9 protein-coding genes and 1 pseudogene are annotated in these 15,786 nt (G+C 75.6%); 2 read left to right on the top strand and 8 right to left on the bottom strand.

Annotation, left to right across the window (positions count from 1 at the left end):
- From AB852_RS23830 to AB852_RS23800, 7 genes and pseudogenes are all read right to left on the bottom strand, one after another.
- Entirely contained in the window at positions 1-2,466 is a 2,466-nt protein-coding gene (locus AB852_RS23830; protein ID WP_073792213.1) for a lantibiotic dehydratase, read from the bottom strand.
- A gap of 7 nt (positions 2,467-2,473) precedes the next feature.
- The gene (locus AB852_RS23825; protein ID WP_218623283.1) at positions 2,474-4,309 is read right to left on the bottom strand and encodes a hypothetical protein; all 1,836 of its coding nucleotides are present in this window, start codon (positions 4,307-4,309) and stop codon (positions 2,474-2,476) included.
- Positions 4,303-4,398 (bottom strand): annotated as a pseudogene (locus AB852_RS40950) (ammosamide/lymphostin RiPP family protein); the annotation flags it as partial. The gene AB852_RS23825 and the pseudogene AB852_RS40950, both read right to left, overlap by 7 nt.
- Positions 4,399-5,335: 937 nt before the next feature.
- Positions 5,336-5,773: a pyridoxamine 5'-phosphate oxidase family protein gene (locus AB852_RS23815; protein ID WP_073792211.1), complete on the bottom strand. Its 438-nt coding sequence runs from the start codon at positions 5,771-5,773 to the stop codon at positions 5,336-5,338.
- Positions 5,770-7,713 carry a tryptophan halogenase family protein gene (locus AB852_RS23810; protein ID WP_073792210.1) on the bottom strand — a complete coding sequence of 648 codons (1,944 nt, stop codon included), beginning with the start codon at positions 7,711-7,713 and terminating at the stop codon, positions 5,770-5,772. Before AB852_RS23810 ends, AB852_RS23815 begins: the two co-directional genes overlap by 4 nt.
- Positions 7,714-7,728: 15 nt before the next feature.
- Positions 7,729-9,063, bottom strand: coding sequence for a cation:proton antiporter (locus AB852_RS23805; protein ID WP_073792209.1), 1,335 nt, complete (start codon positions 9,061-9,063; stop codon positions 7,729-7,731).
- A 418-nt stretch (positions 9,064-9,481) separates the two neighbouring features.
- On the bottom strand, positions 9,482-10,684 hold the full coding sequence (locus tag AB852_RS23800) for an amino acid deaminase/aldolase (RefSeq protein WP_073792208.1): 1,203 nt from the start codon (positions 10,682-10,684) through the stop codon (positions 9,482-9,484).
- A gap of 1,284 nt (positions 10,685-11,968) precedes the next feature.
- On the opposite strand from AB852_RS23800, the gene AB852_RS40945 reads away from it, so the two are divergent.
- Positions 11,969-13,363 carry a hypothetical protein gene (locus tag AB852_RS40945; RefSeq protein ID WP_245876890.1) on the top strand — a complete coding sequence of 465 codons (1,395 nt, stop codon included), beginning with the start codon at positions 11,969-11,971 and terminating at the stop codon, positions 13,361-13,363.
- Positions 13,360-14,571 carry a type VII secretion-associated serine protease mycosin gene (mycP, locus tag AB852_RS23785; protein ID WP_073792206.1) on the top strand — a complete coding sequence of 404 codons (1,212 nt, stop codon included), beginning with the start codon at positions 13,360-13,362 and terminating at the stop codon, positions 14,569-14,571. Before AB852_RS40945 ends, mycP begins: the two co-directional genes overlap by 4 nt.
- 240 nt (positions 14,572-14,811) lie before the next feature.
- On the opposite strand, the gene AB852_RS23780 is transcribed toward mycP, so the two are convergent.
- Complete coding sequence (locus AB852_RS23780; protein ID WP_073792205.1) at positions 14,812-15,768, bottom strand: serine hydrolase; 957 nt, start codon at positions 15,766-15,768, stop codon at positions 14,812-14,814.
- Positions 15,769-15,786 lie beyond the last annotated feature (18 nt).

Raw genomic sequence — 15,786 nt, 5'->3', positions numbered from 1 at the left:
TCATCCGGGTTCCCGGTGCAGGGCCAGCCGGAACTCCGAGGTCACGGCACGGCCCTGCCTGCGCAGCCACAGCCGGTCCGGCGCCGGACGCATCTCGGTGAGCGCGATCCGCTCCGTGCCCGACGCCGTGGCCAGCGCCGCGAGGGTCTCCACCGCGAGCGGGGCGTCGAGATCGACGCCGACCGGCTTCGGCTCACCGCTGATATGGGCGAAGACGTACCGGGGCAGACCGAGGGCCACCCGCAGCCCCTGCACCGCCCGGAACACCTCGTCCGCCGACGGCTTCCCCGCCCCGGGGCCGAGATCGGCGGGCGTGATCCACCAGCGGGCACGCTGCGCGATCAGCGCGCCGACACCCCAGCGCGGCATCATCCCGTCGACCACCACCGGCGGCAGCACCGCCGTCGGCGCGGCGAACGCCCGCAGATGGACATGGTCGTCCTCCCCGGCGTACAGCACGAGTTCACCGTCCTGACCCAGCAACCTGGCGCGTGCGCCGTCCAGTTCGACGCTCAGCGCGGTGACCGGCACGGCACGCGACCGGTCGTCGGTGGCGACCGCGGTGATCTCCACGAACCGGCCCGGGAACCACTCACCCACCAGCCCCTTGTGACGGCGCCTGCGGATCACGGTCGCCAGCCGCGCCGCGCCGCCCCACGGGGCCAGCCGGTCCCCGAACGCCGCCCGCGTCCCCTCCGGGTCATGGTCGAACAACCCCTGGGAACCCCAGGCGAAGACATACGGATGCAGCTCCCCGAGCACCAGCCCCTCCGGCTCACCGCCGGGTCCCGCGGCCTCCAGCATCAGATCGGGGCTGACGAACCGAGCCCGGTCCCGCGCCGGCGCCAGCGGCGCCAGCTCCTCCGCCCTCAGCACCGCCGCCGGCGGACCGCCCCCGTCGGTGCGCACCGCGTCCGTGACCACCCGGGCCACCTCCGCGGCGAACGCGTCGGCCCGCGCCGTGTACCCGTCGAGCCGCCCCTCGGCGACGGCCGCCGCCGACCGGCGGATCAGCTCGTCGTACGGCATCCGGCCGACCCCGGCCTCCCGCAGCAGATCCGCGCACAGCTCCGCGCACGCCGTCTGGAGCAACTCGCCGTACCGCGCCGCCACATCGAGGACCGGCGTCAGCTCACGCTCCCAGCGCGCCGCCGTCCCCGCGCCCACCCGGACCGGACCCTGGTCACCCTTCGCGTCCAGCGACACGACCATCCGGTCCGCGTACATCCGCCCACCGGCCCGCCGCGCCTCACCCCCCGTCAGCTCGCTGAACGCCGACTCGACGGCCTCCAGCGCCGCCCGCCGCTTCACCGGACCCTCCGCCTGGGCGTACAGCGCCGCCCGGTGCGCGAGACCCCGCAACGCCCCCGGCCACGGCGTGTCCGCCGCGTACCGGTCGGCGCGCGCGGTCAGCCAGTCCAGCGGACGCGGCGCGGTCGACGGCGGCTCCGGCCGGTGCCGCAGCGCCCCGGCCCGCTGGAGCCGCTCCACCACCTCCGTCACCTCATCGGTGCCGAGCCCCGCGCCCCGCGCGAGCGCCAGCACCGAACGCTCCCCGTCGACCAGGTCCACCACCCGGCGCTGCGCCCCGGTCAGCCGCACCCGGCGCCCGTCGGGCAGCGTCAGCGAGTCACCGTCACGACGGCACGCCGCGATCCACGACACCGGCAGCCGCCGCGCCACCCGGGGGTCCCGGGCCAGCACCGCAGCCAGCTCGCACACCGCCCAGAACGCCAGGAACGCCTCCGTCTCCACGGTGCCCGACGAGGTCTCCGGACCCGTCACGACGCCCGCCGCGCCATTGCCCGCGTCACCCTCCGGCGCGGCAGTCACCTCACCGTGCACCAGCGGACCGAAGAAGCTCGTCGTCTCGTTCTTGGCACCCAGCCGCTGGCAGTAGAGGTACACCCGCCGCAGGAACGCGCGGTCCTTCGCCGTCGGACCTCCCGCGCGCGGCGGCGCCGCGGCGAACCGGTCCACCTCCGCCGCGAACGACGGCGCCAGTTGCAGCACCGCGTCCAGCAGCCGCTCGTCGTCCAGCACCCGGCGCACCTTCGCCGTCCTGCCGTCGCGCTCGGCGGCGAGCGCCCCGGCCAGCGTGGACCAGGCCGCCTCACGGGCCCGCCACGCCCCGGTGTACCCGAGGGCGGCGGGCCCGCACCCGGCGAGCGGGCCGTCCAGCGGCCGTCGCCGGCCGATCCGGCCGCGCGCCCGGGACAGCAGCCGCAGCAGCTCCCGGTCGCCCGACCCGGCGGCCGAGTCCACCTCGGCGCGCAGCGCGGCCAGCGACAGACCGCGTCGCGCCTCGAACTCGTCCGCCCGCAGCCGGTAGTCCGCCGCGGCGCCCGCCACGGCCCCGTCCGCGAGATCCGTGAGGAGTTCGACGCCGAACCCCGCGCGCCGCAGCAGCAGCCGGGGGTACAGGCGCCAGGACGCTCCCTCCGCGTGGGTCCCTCCCGTCTTCACTCCCGCATCACTCCTGGAAGTTGATCAGGTCGAACGGCCGGTTGAGTTTGGTGCGCACCCGGGGCAGCAGCCCCGCCGTGTCGCCCTTGGCGATCCGCGCGGCCAGCTCCGCCCCGTCCCCGGGACGGGTCAGACCGCGCAGCGCCAGCTCACCGAGCGAGCTGTCCGGCGCGGTCCCCGCGGCCTCCGCCCGCCCGACACCCGCGAGCGCCATCCGGTACGGGTCCCCGATCCGGGCGGTGAGCTCGACGGCCCGCTCGAAGTGCCCGGCCGCCTCCGCCCGCTGCCCGTCGGCGAGATGCAGCGTCCCGGTCTCCAGCCGGATCTCGGCCTCGTGGAAGTCGTCGTCGAACTCGGCGGCGCACGCCACCGACCGCGACAGGTCCTCCAGCGCGGCGTCCCGGTCCCCGCACAGCAGGGCGAGCCCCGCCGCCCGGTACGCGTGGTGCTTGACGAACGTCGCGTTCCCGGACCCGGCCGCCTCCTTGAACCGCGCCCAGGTGCGCGCGGCCTGCGGATGCCGGCCCGCCTTCTCCTGGAGCACGCTGATGTTGGAGAACAGATTGACCCGCAGATGGATCGAGCTCGCGTCGTCCAGGCCCTCGATGCACGCCAGCGCCTGCTTCTCGTGCCCGAACGCGTCCCGCAGCTCCTTCTGCGCGAAGTGCGTGAGCGCGCGCAGATTGTGCAGCCAGCCGCGCTCGCGGCGCACGCTCTTCTCCTCGCCCTCCCGGTGCGGTACGGCCGCGAAACCCTGCTCCAGCTCCGCCACCGCGTCCCCGACGTGCCCCAGCCGCTTGGTCAGGGTCAGCGCCGCGTACAGATGCGACTGGGACCGGACCTCCGGCGACAGCCGCTCGCCCTCCCGCATCGCCCGGAAGTACGCCAGCGCCTGGTCCTGCCGCCCCCGGAAGGTGGCCTGCACCCCGAGCACCTTGAGCAGGAACGCCCGTACGTCGTCCGCGGTGCGCAGGATGCCCGGCTCGAACTCGATGGCCTCCGCCTGGAGGTCCTGTTCCCGGGCCGCCGTCAGCAGATCACCGACCGAGGCGTCGGGGAAGCCGTCGAGCAGCCGTCCGCCGAGCCCGGCGAGGGCCGCCATGGCCTCCCAGTTGCCGGTGAAGAACCCCCGGCGGCAGCCCGCGAGGACCGCGGTGAGCCGGTCGAAGGCGGTGCCGTCCCCGAAGGCCGCGGCGAACAGCGCCGCCTCCTGGCCGCCCACCGGGTCCGGCCCCGGCCGGTACGCGGGCAGCTCGGTACGCAGCGAGGCCACGTCCACGGGCACCCCCATCCGGCGCAGGCACCGGGCGCGTTCGGCCCGGTAGTCCGCCTCGGGGAGCACCGGCGGCGCGACCCGCTCCGGCGCGTCCAGCCGCAGCTCGGCACCGGGGCGGGTACGGGAGTGCTCCACCGCGCGCATGAAGCCCCGCAGCGACGAGAGGTCCGTACCGCCGACCCCGGACAGCTCCAGGGGCCGTCCCAGCTCCTCGGCCCCCGCGCACAGCGCCGCCGCGGCGGTGGCGAGCACCCGGTAGTTCTGCTCGGACTCCCGGTGCAGCCGCCGCTCGGACGGCGCGAGCGCGATCTCGGCGATCCCGAGGGCGTCCGGTGCCCCGTCCCCGCCCGGGAACAGCTCCGCCCACTCCGCCGCGTAACGCTCCGGCAGGCCGCCGAACGTGGCCCCCCGCGAACGGAGTTCACCCAGCGCGACCCGCAGCCCCGTGAACGAGGCGGCGGGCCCGGTGGCCACGTCCACCCGGACGGCGCCCGCACCCACCGGGGGGGAGGTGCGGGCGCCGCCGAGCAGACCGGCCGCCGACGGGTCCGGCGACGGCCTCACCATGAACGGGTCTCGGCGAGCGCCAGGGCCAGCGGAGCGATCTTGTTCTCCACCTCGTCCAGGTCGAAGTCGATGTCGTCCAGATCCGCGAGCTCGTCGGTCCCGGTCTCCGCGTCCGACGTCTGCTCGGTCAGTTCAAGCTCGCTCATGACGGGTCCATCCCTTTCGATCGCGTTCCAGTGGTTCGGGATCATTGGCCGAACCACGTCGGTTGGGGCTCTCCTATCGTGTGCAAACGGCTTCCGCGGTCCCACCGCAATCCAGGGGGAACTTTCTCCTCCGGCGCACCCGCTCCCGACCAGCGGTTCTCTCCTCCGGCGCGGATGAACTACTCACCTCGCCCCGATGGATTCCACCCAGCGGCGGCGCGGGGTGACGCGCGTCGCCACACCCGCGTTCATCCGCCCGTCACCGTGGGGCGCGCTTGGCGGAAAATGAGAAGCTCCCCTCCGCGAGCAGCCCCCGCCCACGAACGACGTCACAGAAACGAAGCGCGCCCAGCACAGGCAACCCAGGGGCGCGAGGAACCGCGCACCCCACGAGCGACGGCACAGGAACAAAGTGCGCCCAGCACAGGAAACCCAGGGGCGCGAGGAACCGCGCACCCCACGAGCGACGGCACAGGAACAAGGTGCGCCAACCGGGGAGTACCCAGGGGCGCGGGGAACTGCGCACCCTACGAGCGACGGCACAGGAACAGAGTGCGCCCAGCACAGGAAACCCAGGGGCGCGAGGAACCGCGCACCCACGAGCGACGGCACAGAAACGAAGCGCGCCAACCGGGGAGTACCCAGGGGCGCGGGGAACCGCGCACCCCACGAGCGACGGCACAGGAACAAGGTGCGCCAACCGGGGAGTACCCAGGGGCGCGAGGAACTGCGCACCCACGAGCGACGGCACAGGAACAAAGTGCGCCCAGCACAGGCAACCCAGGGGCGCGAGGAACCGCGCACCCCACGAGCGACGGCACAGGAACAACGTGCGCCCGGCACAGCGAACCCGGGGGCCCGGCCCGGAGAGGGGGCCGGACTACCGCCCCCTCACCCCCACCGGGCGGACCCGCACCACGGCCGGGTGCCCCACCCGGAACGCCGAGGGCCCGCCCATGATCCGATCGATGTCGTCCCCGTACTTCGCGAGAAACCCCGGAAGCGTGGGCGGCACGCCCACCAGCACCTCGGCCCGCCCCCGGAACACCACGATGTCCCGCCCGAACTCCCCGCCGTCGAAATGCAGGGTGACCTCCGGCCGGGCCCGGATGTTCCGGACCCGGCGCGACCCCGTGTCGTTGTACACGGTGAACCCGTCGTCCTCGTCCCAGTGGAACCACACGGGATTGGGCTCCGGGAACCCCTCGTCGGACACCGTGGACAGCCACACGACCCGCTCCCGCGCGAGCCGCCGCCGCACCCGCGCCCCGTACTCGCCCGAGGCGTCCGGCAGCACCCGCTCCAGCGGCCTGGTCATCCGTCCGTCCCGTCGCCCCGCGAAGACCCCGTCCCGGCCAGCGCGCCGCCGGAGGCCCCTTCGCCGGAGGCCCCGTCAACCGCCGCCCCGTCGGCCGGCCCGTCCGCGGCCGACCCACGAGCCGCCGGCGCGTCCGGATCCGCGCTGACCAGCCGGTTCGTACCGGTCCTGACGACCCAGCTGTCCGGATCGCCCACCAACTGCGCGTTCAGCCGCGGGTCCTGGTCGAACGCCGCCAGCGCCTCCGCCGCGGTCAGCGCCCGGTCCACGAGCACATCGGCCGCCGCCTTGCGGGCCCGCCACGCGTCGACAGGTTCCGTCATCGGCAGCAGCCGGGTCGGATGCCCCTGCCCGAGCAGCAGACAGTCCACCCCGTCCAGTCCGTAGAACGTCGGCGCGGTCGATTCGAGGAACCCCCGGACCACCGGGTCCCGGAACCGCAGCGGCGCGCCGCCCGCGAACACCTCAAGCAGCGCCTCCAGACCGGAGACATCGGTGTCCGCCCGGCAGGCCCGCCAGAAGTCCGTGTCCTTACGGGTGTTGAACCGGTAGTGCATCGCGAGGAACCAGCGGATCTCGTCCCACTTCTTCGCCAGGGCCGCGTTCACGACCTTGCGCGGGCACGGCTCGTCCCACGAGCCCGGCAGCGAACCGACCAGCGACAGGATGCCCAGCGTGATCATCATCAGACCGCTGGACTCCAGCGGCTCCACGAACGCGTACGAGTTCCCGATCGCCATCACGTTCCCGATCCACGCCTCCTCATGGCGCCCGGAACGGAAGTGCACGGTACGGAAGGTATGCGCCTCGGGGTAGAGGCGCTGGAGCTCGGCGGTGGCCTCCTCCACGCTGATGAACCCCGAGGAGTGCACGTACCCGACATGGTCGTCGTCCCGGGTGGGGATGGTCCAGCACCAGCCCGCGTCCATCGTGGTGGCCCGGGTGTACGGCTTGATCCGGCCGTGGTGCGGGACGATCGCGGTGACCGCCCGGTCGGTGAACAGACTGTCGGCGAAGCTGACGTACGGCGAGTCCAGCGCCTTGCCGAGCAGCAGCGAACGGAACCCGGAGCAGTCGACGTACAGGTCGAAGTCGAGGCGCTCACCGCCGTCGGTCACCAGATGGTCCACCCAGCCGTCCGCGCCGAGGACCACCTCGTCGATCTTCGCGTCGATATGACCCACCCCGCGCCGCTCCGCCAGCTCGGTGAGGTAGCGGACGAAGCGCGCGTTGTCGAGGTGGTAGGCGAACGGCAGATGCTTCATCAGCGACAGCCGGCCGTCGTCCCCGGACCGGAACACGGGCGCCCGGTCGCGCTCCATCAGCAGCGACTGGAACGTGAAGGCGTTGATGTCGTCCTGGGTGGCGAGCGAGCCCAGCACGCCCACCGAGTTGGAGCCCCAGTCGAACGGCGCCATGAACCCGCCCGGCTTGCCGCCCCAGTCGAAGCGGATGCCCAGCTTCCAGGTGGGCGCGACCGCCTCGTACAGCTCCTGCGGATCGATCCCGAGATAGTGGTGCAGGAACGGCACCATCGACGGGGTGGTCGCCTCGCCCACCCCGATGATCGGGATGCCCTTCGCCTCGACGAGCGTGACCTCCAGCCACGGCCGCTTGGCGCGCAGCGCGAGCGCGGTCAGATATCCGGCGGTGCCCCCGCCGATGACGCCCACCCGGCGCACCGCGCGCGGGTCGCCCTGCCGCGGCCGGCTCGCCGGGTCGATACCGGCGTCCCGGGGCCCGCCCTCCCCGTCCTCGAACAGCGCCGTCAGCTCCGGGGTCAGCCCCTCACCGGGACCCGTGGCCGGGGAACCGCCGAACCAGCCGAGGACCGCGTCCGCGTCCCCGCGCGGCAGTGAGCCGAGGAACCCCCGCAGATCACCCGCGAAGTCCCCGCCCGTACCCGTCTCGTGGGGAGTCCCACCGTCCTGCGAAGCCATGTCCGTCACGCTGTCTCACGCTTCCTTCCTGGTCGGTTGGTGCGGTACGCCGCCCAAGGCGGCGGACGTGTCCGGGCCCTTGCGCCGGGTGGGCGGGGCCGCGAGGGTGCCGTCCCGGCCCCGTCCGAGCCGTCCCGCCACCGGCCAGGTCATCGCCGTGCAGACGAAGGCCATCACGACCAGCGCCGTGAACATCTCCGTGCTGAGCACACCGAGGTCGAGCCCGACGTTCAGCACCACCAGCTCCGTCATGCCCCGGCAGTTCATCAGCGCGCCGAGCCGCAGCGAGTCCCGCCAGCCGGACCCCGCCGCCCGCGCGCCCAGCGCCGTGCCGCCGAGCTTGCCCGCGACCGCCACGGCGATCGCCACCAGGCACCACAGCCACACCGCGCCCGACCCGGCCAGCGAGCCGAGGTCGGTGCGCAGCCCGCTGTACGCGAAGAACAGCGGCAGCAGCAGCGCCCCGGCGACGGTGCCCAGCCGTTCCGCCGACTCCTGGACCACCGTCCGGTCACGGGGGACGGCCAGCCCGAACAGGAACGCGCCGAAGATCGCGTGCACCCCGATCCACTCGGTCACCGCGGCCGACGCCAGCGCGCCGAGCAGCAGGACACCCGTGCGGGTGGTCGCGCCGAACCGGGGCTCGGCCAGCATCCGGGCGAGCGCCGGACGCACCACGAACACCAAGGCCGCGGTGAACGCCACCGTCAGCGCCACGGTGAGCGCGGCACTCGGCGCGCTCGCCGCGACCATGCCCGCGACCACCGCCAGCAGCGACCACGCCACCACGTCACCGACGGTCGCGCAGGTCAGCGCCACCGTGGCGACGACCGTCCCGCGCAGCGGGCTGTCCTCCAGGATGCGGGCGAGCACCGGCAGCGCGGTGACCCCCATCGCGACCCCGAGGAACAGCGCGTACGGCACGGGCCCGGTGTCCCCGCCCCCGAACCGCTCGTGCGTCAGCACCCCGAAACCCACACCCAGCAGCACCGGGATCACGATGCTGGTGACACTCACGTACGACGTCAGCCTGCCCTTGCCGCGCAGCAGCCGCAGATCCACCTCAAGGCCCGCGAGATAGACGAACAGGACCACGCCCAGCTGCGACAGCACATGCAGCGGGGCCAGTACCTCCGGCGGGAACAGCGCGTCCATCGCCTCCGGCCACCACGCGCCCAGCACGGAGGGCCCGAGTATGAGTCCCGCGGCGATCTCCCCGATCACCACGGGCTGCCCCAGCCGACGGGCCAGCGCGCCCACGGACTTGCAGCACACCAGGATCACGACGACGGCGAAGAGGACCCCGTCGAGGGGAAGCGGCGCTGCTCCGGGCGCTGCGCTGACGACCATGGCACCTGCTTTCTGACGCGGGGGCCGAAAAGGGCCTCTTTGCAGACGCTCCCCATCGTGTGCCAGTCCCCGGGGCACCATCCAGCGCCCCCCGCCGGAAACTTCTCCCCGCCGCGCGCCCCCTGTGACCTGCGGAAACGCCGTCCGGTACGGGAGAACTACTCACCGGTGCGGCGCGGCACTACCCAGCGGGCACCCCGGAGGCGACCCGTCCGCCCGCTCTCCCGCCGCCCCGCCCGCCCGCTCCCGTCGGCCCGCCCGCCCGCGGACAGCGCTCCACCCCGCCGCCCGCGCCGGAGACCACGCACGCCACCCACGCCACTCGCGGGCCCGTACACCCCGCCCGTACGCCTCGCCCACCCGCGCCGCCCGCTCCCGCCCGCGCCCGCCCGCTCCGGGCCGAACGGAACGGGACCCGCTACAGGAAGGTGTGCCCCTCACCGCGGTACGTCGGAACCGTCGCCGTGACGGTGTCGCCCTCGACCAGCCGCAACGCGTCGAACCGCTCGCACAGTTCCCCGGCCTTCGCGTGCCGGAACCACACCTTGTCGCCGATCAGCAGATCGTCCGCGGGCCCGCCCAGCAACGGTGTCTGCACCTCACCCGCGCCCTCCTGGGAGGCGTACCGCAGGCCCTCCGGCAGCCACGGCACCGGCAGCCGGTCCGCCCCGGCCGGACCCGAGGCCGGATATCCCCCGCCCAGCACCGTCACCACCCCGACCCCCGGGCGCCGCACCACCGGCAGCGCGAACAGCGCGGCGGGCCGGCCCCGGAACGACGAGTAGCCGTCGAACAGCCGGGGCGTGTACAGCCCCGACCCCGCCGCCACCTCCGTCACCGCGTCCTCCGCGGCCGTGTGCTGCACGCTCCCGGTCCCGCCGCCGTTCACGAACTCCAGGTCCGGGACGACGGCCCGGACCGCCCGCACCACCTCGGCGCGCCGCGCCGCCAGCTCCCGCCGCGCCGCGCGCTGCATCAGCCGTATCGCGCCCGAGAGCACCGGACGCCCGGCCACCACGTCCCCGACCCCGGCCACATGCCCCTCGTACGCCATGATCCCCACCAGCCGGAACCCGGGCGTCCGGGCCACCGCGCGGGCCAGCTCGGCGGCCTCGGCGGGGGAGTGCACCGGCGAACGCCGTGACCCGATCCGCACCCGGCCGCCCAGCAGCCGCAACGACGTGTCGAGTTCCAGACAGACCCGTACTTGCTCCCGGCCACCGCCGCGCGACGCGTCGATCAGCCGCAGCTGAGCGGGGTCGTCGATCATCACCGTCACCGCCGCCGCGAGCTTCGGATCACCCGTCAGCTCCGCGAACCCGGCCCGGTCGGCCGACGGGTACGCGAGCAGCACGTCCCCGAAACCGGACCGCGCGAGCCACAGCGACTCCGCCAGCGTGAACGACATGACACCCGCGAAGCCGTCCCGGGCGAGGACCCGTTCCAGCAGGGCTGGGCAGCGCACCGACTTGCTCGCCACCCGCACGGGGGTGCCCGCCGCCCGGCGGACCAGATCCGCGGCGTTGGCGTCGAAGGCGTCCAGGTCCACGATCGCGACGGGCGCGTCGAACGAGGCGGTGGCCCGGTCGTACCGGGCCCGGTCGGCGGCGCGAGCACTCATGTCCGCAGCCTGCCAGACCCGGTTACCGGAGGGTAGGGGGATGTACCGGGCAGATGCCACCGCTGCCCGGACCGCCTCCCGCACGGTGGTCGCCAGCCCGTAGAGTGACGCGAACGCAAACGGAGGAACCGGTCCCGGGCCCGCGCCCGGACCGGCTGGGACCCCGCCGTGACCGCCTTCCCGGGGTCGCGGAAGGAGCCCGCCCCGACCGCGCGGACGACCCGGGCCCCGGCCCGGACGCCCGCACCGCGGCCCGCCGTTCGTACGGGCGGCCGCACGGCCCGCCCGGCAAGGGACGGTGCTCCCGGACGTGGTTCCGGACAGGTCCGGGCGCTTCCGGGCGCGGCGCGTGTCCCGCCCGGGGAGCCGGACAGGGCATGGCCCGGCGCCGGTTCGGACCTGGTCCGGACCCGGCCCGGTGACGACGGACCCGGGCATCACCCCCGGGAACAGCTGACCCGGTCCGAGGGGGACCGGCCCGGAGGCGAGGGGCGTATGACCACGGAGACGGACGAGCCCTCGTCACCCCCTTACCCACCCCCGCCCCCTGTCCCGCCCCGGCCCCCGGCACCGCCCGGTTCCCCGGCCCCGCCGCGCCCCGCCGCCCCGCCCCACCCCGTGCGGCCCCCGGTCGCGCCACCCCCGTACCCTCCGAGGCCCGCCACCGCGCCCCCGTCCGCCCGGCCCTCGTCCGCCCGGCCGCCGTCCGGCCCGGACCGCCCCCCGCCCGAGCCCGCCCGCGACCCGGCCCGCGGCCCCGGCCACCCGCGCGGTTCCGCACCGGGGTCCGTCCCCACGCCCCGGACCGCGACCCCGCCCGCCCCGGTCGCGCCGAGTGCCCCGACCGCGCCCGCGCCGGTCGGGAGGACGGGTACTCCGATGCCACCTGCCCCGGTCCGGACCGGCGTTCCGGCGGCACCTGCCCCGGTCGCGCCGGGTGGCCCGACGGCCCCCGCCCCCGCCGCGCCGACCGCCCCGGCCCCGACCGCCCCGGCCCCGACCGCACCGGCCCCGGCCGCGCCGGGCATTCCGACCGCCCCCGCCGCGTCGAGCGCCCCGACCGCGCCCGCGCCGGGAGAACCCTGGCGCCCCGTCCCGCCCCCGTCCGCCGTGCCTCCCGGGGCCGCGACTCCCCGCCCGACGGCCCCCGGAACGGCCCGACCGGCCGCCCCCGCACCGCTCGGCGAGCCATCCGGAATGCCTGCCTCCGCGGCCAGTTCCGGGGCACCCGGGACCCGGACGGCCAAGTCACTGGATACTCAAGGGGTGTTCGACGTTCGCGGGATGGCCGACAACGACCCGGGACCGGGTTCGCCCGGACCCCGCACCAGCATGCCCGGACACCCCGGGCGGGACACCGTCCCCGGCCCGCCGGGCCCCCGGACCCCCGCCCGCCCCGGCACCACCCGCCCGGTCCCGGGGAACCAGCCGCCCCCGCCCCCGGCCTCCGCCCGGTTCCCCGACGAACCGCCCCCCGAACCCCGTCGGCGCGTCCCGCCCCGCCAGGTACCCGCCCCGCCGCAGGGCGCCGACCTGCCCGGCGACGGCCCCCGCCACGAAGGCGGCGGCCCCCGCCGCGGCGGCCCGCCCGCCCCGGGCACCGGCCACCCGGGCCGCCCCCCGTACCCCGCGCACGGCCACCCCGGCCACCCGGGCCGACCTGCCCCGCCCGTCGGTCCGGAGCACCCCGGATACCCCGGCCCCCACACCCACCCGGGACCCCGTCCGCCCCAGGCCACGCGCGCCCCCGGCCCCGCCCACCACCTCGGCGCGCCCCCCGCGTTCACCACGGCCCCCCGCCCCACCGAGACCACCACCCGGCTCAGACCTATCCGCGACGACGACCCCCTCGACCGTCCGCCGCCCCGCTCCTACGACCCGTTCGACGACCCCCCGGGACACCGCGCCCGGCCCACCGGCCACTGGACCGGACGCCGGGCCGCCGCCGCGGTGGCCTGCGCCGTCCTCGGACTCGGCCTCATCGGCGGTGCTGTCACCGGCAGCTGGCTCACCGGTGACAGCACCGCCGCGCCCGGCCCCGCCGACCGCTTCGCCGCCGCCGGGGAACGCTGGCACAGCACCCCCGTCGACGACCTGTTCCCCCGGACCGTCCGCGGTGAGGGCGCCGGACCGGGCGGCGCCGACCGCACCTGGACCCGGGTCGCCGTCGCCCCCGACGGCACCTGCGCCCAGGGCCTCGACCCGCTGCTGCGCCGCGCCCTCGCCCCGGCCGGCTGCGTACGGCTGCTGCGCGCCACGTACACGGACGCCACCCGCAGCCATGTCACCACCGTCGCGATGCTGTTCACCAAGACGGACGCCGACGGGATGCGCGCCCTGCGCGCCCGCTTCACCAAGGAGCAACTGGACCGCCGCCGTGATCTGATGCCCCGTCCGTACGCGGCCGAGGGCACCGTCGCCGAAGGATTCGGGGACCGTCAGCGCGCGTCCTGGACCGTGTCCGTGCTCACCGACGCCCCGGTCGTCGTCCTCGCGGTGTCCGGCTTCGCCGACGGCCGTACCGTCACCGACCCGGAGCCCGCCACCGACGCAGCCCGCTCCGACAGCACCACCACCCCCGCCCAGTCGGGCCTCGGCCATGAGGCGAAGGGCCTCGCCGACCGTGTGGAGCGCGTGTTCCGCAAAGGCGCGAGCGCGACCCCGGAGAAGACATCATGACGCCCCGGCAGCTCCCCCCACCCCACCGCACGGCCCCTCACTCCAGGCCCGCGCGCCACGCCGCCACCGCCCTCGTCTGCGCCGGACTCACCACCGCGCTCGCCCTGCTGCCCGCCACCTCCGCCCACGCCGACGGCATCCGCGCCCGCCAGTGGAGCCACCAGGCACTCGGCGTCGAGGAGGCCTGGCGCACCACCAGGGGCGACGGCATCACCGTGGCCGTGCTGGACACCGGGGTGGACGACAGCCACCCGGACCTCACCGGCAGCGTCCTGCCCGGCAAGGACCTCATCGGCTTCGGCGCCCGGCGCGGCGACCGCTCCTGGGCCCGGCACGGCAGCGCCATGGCCGGGATCATCGCGGGCCACGGACACGGCGCGGGCAACACCGACGGTGTCCTCGGTATCGCCCCCGAGGCCGAGATCCTGCCGATCCGGGTGATCCTGGAGGACGGCGACCCCTCCCGCAAGGAGGCCCGCGACACCCGGGGCACCGCCCTCGCCGAAGGCATCCGCTGGGCGGCCGACCAGGGCGCCGACGTCATCAACCTCTCCCTGGGCGACGACTCCGCCTCCGCCCACCCCGAACCCGCCGAGGACGCGGCCGTCCAGTACGCCCTGAAGAAGGGCGCGTCCGTCATCGCCTCGGCGGGCAACGGCGGGGAGAAGGGCGACCATGTCTCCTACCCGGCCGCCTACCCCGGGGTCATCGCGGCCACCGCCGTGGACCGCTTCGGCGCCCGCGCCCCGTTCTCCACCCGCCGCTGGTACGCCACCGTCAGCGCCCCCGGCAAGGACATCGTCCTGCTGGACCCCGACCGCCAGTACTACACGGGCTGGGGCACCAGCGCCGCCGCCGCGTTCGTCTCCGGCGCGGTCGCCCTGGTCCGCGCCGCCCACCCGGACCTCAGCCCCGCACAGATCAAACGGCTCCTGGAGGACACCGCCGGGGACGCCCCCGAGCAGGGCAGGGACGACTCCCGGGGCTTCGGCATGATCGACCCGGCCGCCGCGATCCGCGAAGGCGGCACCCGGGAACCGGAACTGCGCGCGGCGGTCTACGGAAAGCGCTACTTCGGGGCGGGCCCGGCCGTCCCCGTGAAGAAGAAGGACAACGGCTGGGCGGGCCCCCTCGCCGCCGGAACGGGCGTCGCCCTGCTGGCCGTGGCCGTCGTCCTGTGGCGCGGCCGCCGAAGCACCCCGGCCTGACCCGCACCCCGGCACCCCCCACAGTCCCGGGACCCCCACCACCCCGACGCCCCAGCCGCCCCGATGCCCCACCACCCCGACATGTCACCGTCCCCGGGACCCACCACCCCACCACCCCGGCACCCCGCGACTCCGGGACCCGCACCACCCCGACAGACAAGGCACCGCACCGTCCCGACGCGACACCTCACCGTCCCGGGTGGCCCCGGGCGTACACGCACCCCAGCGGCACCCCGGGCGTCACCGGCCGGCCACCGCCCCCACGGCCCCCCGCGACACCCGCTCCACCAGCGTGATCCCCTCGTGCATCGACGTATGACCGTCCGACAGCACCGCCAGCAGATAGCGCCGTCCGTCCACCGAGACGCATCCCGTGCTGTTGATCACCCACAGCCCGGTCGTGCCGCGCGGCAGCCAGCCGTTCTTCAGCGCCGCCGGCTGCTCCCCGTCACCCGCCGCCGACACCCCCCAGTCCTGCCCGGCGACCACCCCGGCCATCAACTCCCGGGCGTAACCGCGTGACTCCCCGTTCAGCTCCGGGTCCGCGCCCGCCGCGAACACCGCCCGCAGCAGCGCTATCCGGTCCACCGCCGTCGTCCGGGTCAGCCCCCACAGCCCACCCGTGCCCGCGGTCGTGCCGGTCAGCCCGAACCGCGCGTTGGCCGCGTCCAGCCCCGGCGCTCCGCCCAACGCCTCCCACAGCGTGGTCGTCGAGGCGTTGTCGCTGTGCCCGATCATCGCCGCCGCGTGCTCCCGTTCCCGACCGGTCAGCCGCCGCCCCTTGTCCTGGGCCCCCAGCAGCAACGCGGCCAGTACGTCGACCTTCACGACGCTCGCCGTGACGAACACCGACGCCCCCCGGTACGCGACGGGCGCCCCGTCGTCGTCCACCGGGACCACCGCCACCGAGAACCGCGCCCCGCCGCTCACCCGCACCCCGGCCATGGCCCGGTCGAGCCGCCGCCCGGCCTGTGCGGCGGCGGCCTCCTCCGCCCGGGCCGCCTCCTCCGCCCGGGCCGCGCCCGGTGCCCGCGACACGTCCGGCGTGCCCGCCCCGGCCGTCCGGGCCGCCGGACCCCCACCGGCCCGCCCCGCGCCTCCCTCGTCCCGTACCGCCACGAACCCGCTCCCCGCCCAGCCGACCAGCACAAGAACCCCCACGAAGACCGCCACCACCACACCCCGGGACCACGACATGCCGGGCATGCTCCGTGC

The sequence above is a fragment of the Streptomyces uncialis genome, from assembly GCF_001905345.1.
Taxonomy (GTDB): domain Bacteria; phylum Actinomycetota; class Actinomycetes; order Streptomycetales; family Streptomycetaceae; genus Streptomyces; species Streptomyces uncialis.
Note: the sequence above shows the minus strand (reverse complement) of the source record. Positions and strands in the feature narration are given on the sequence as shown.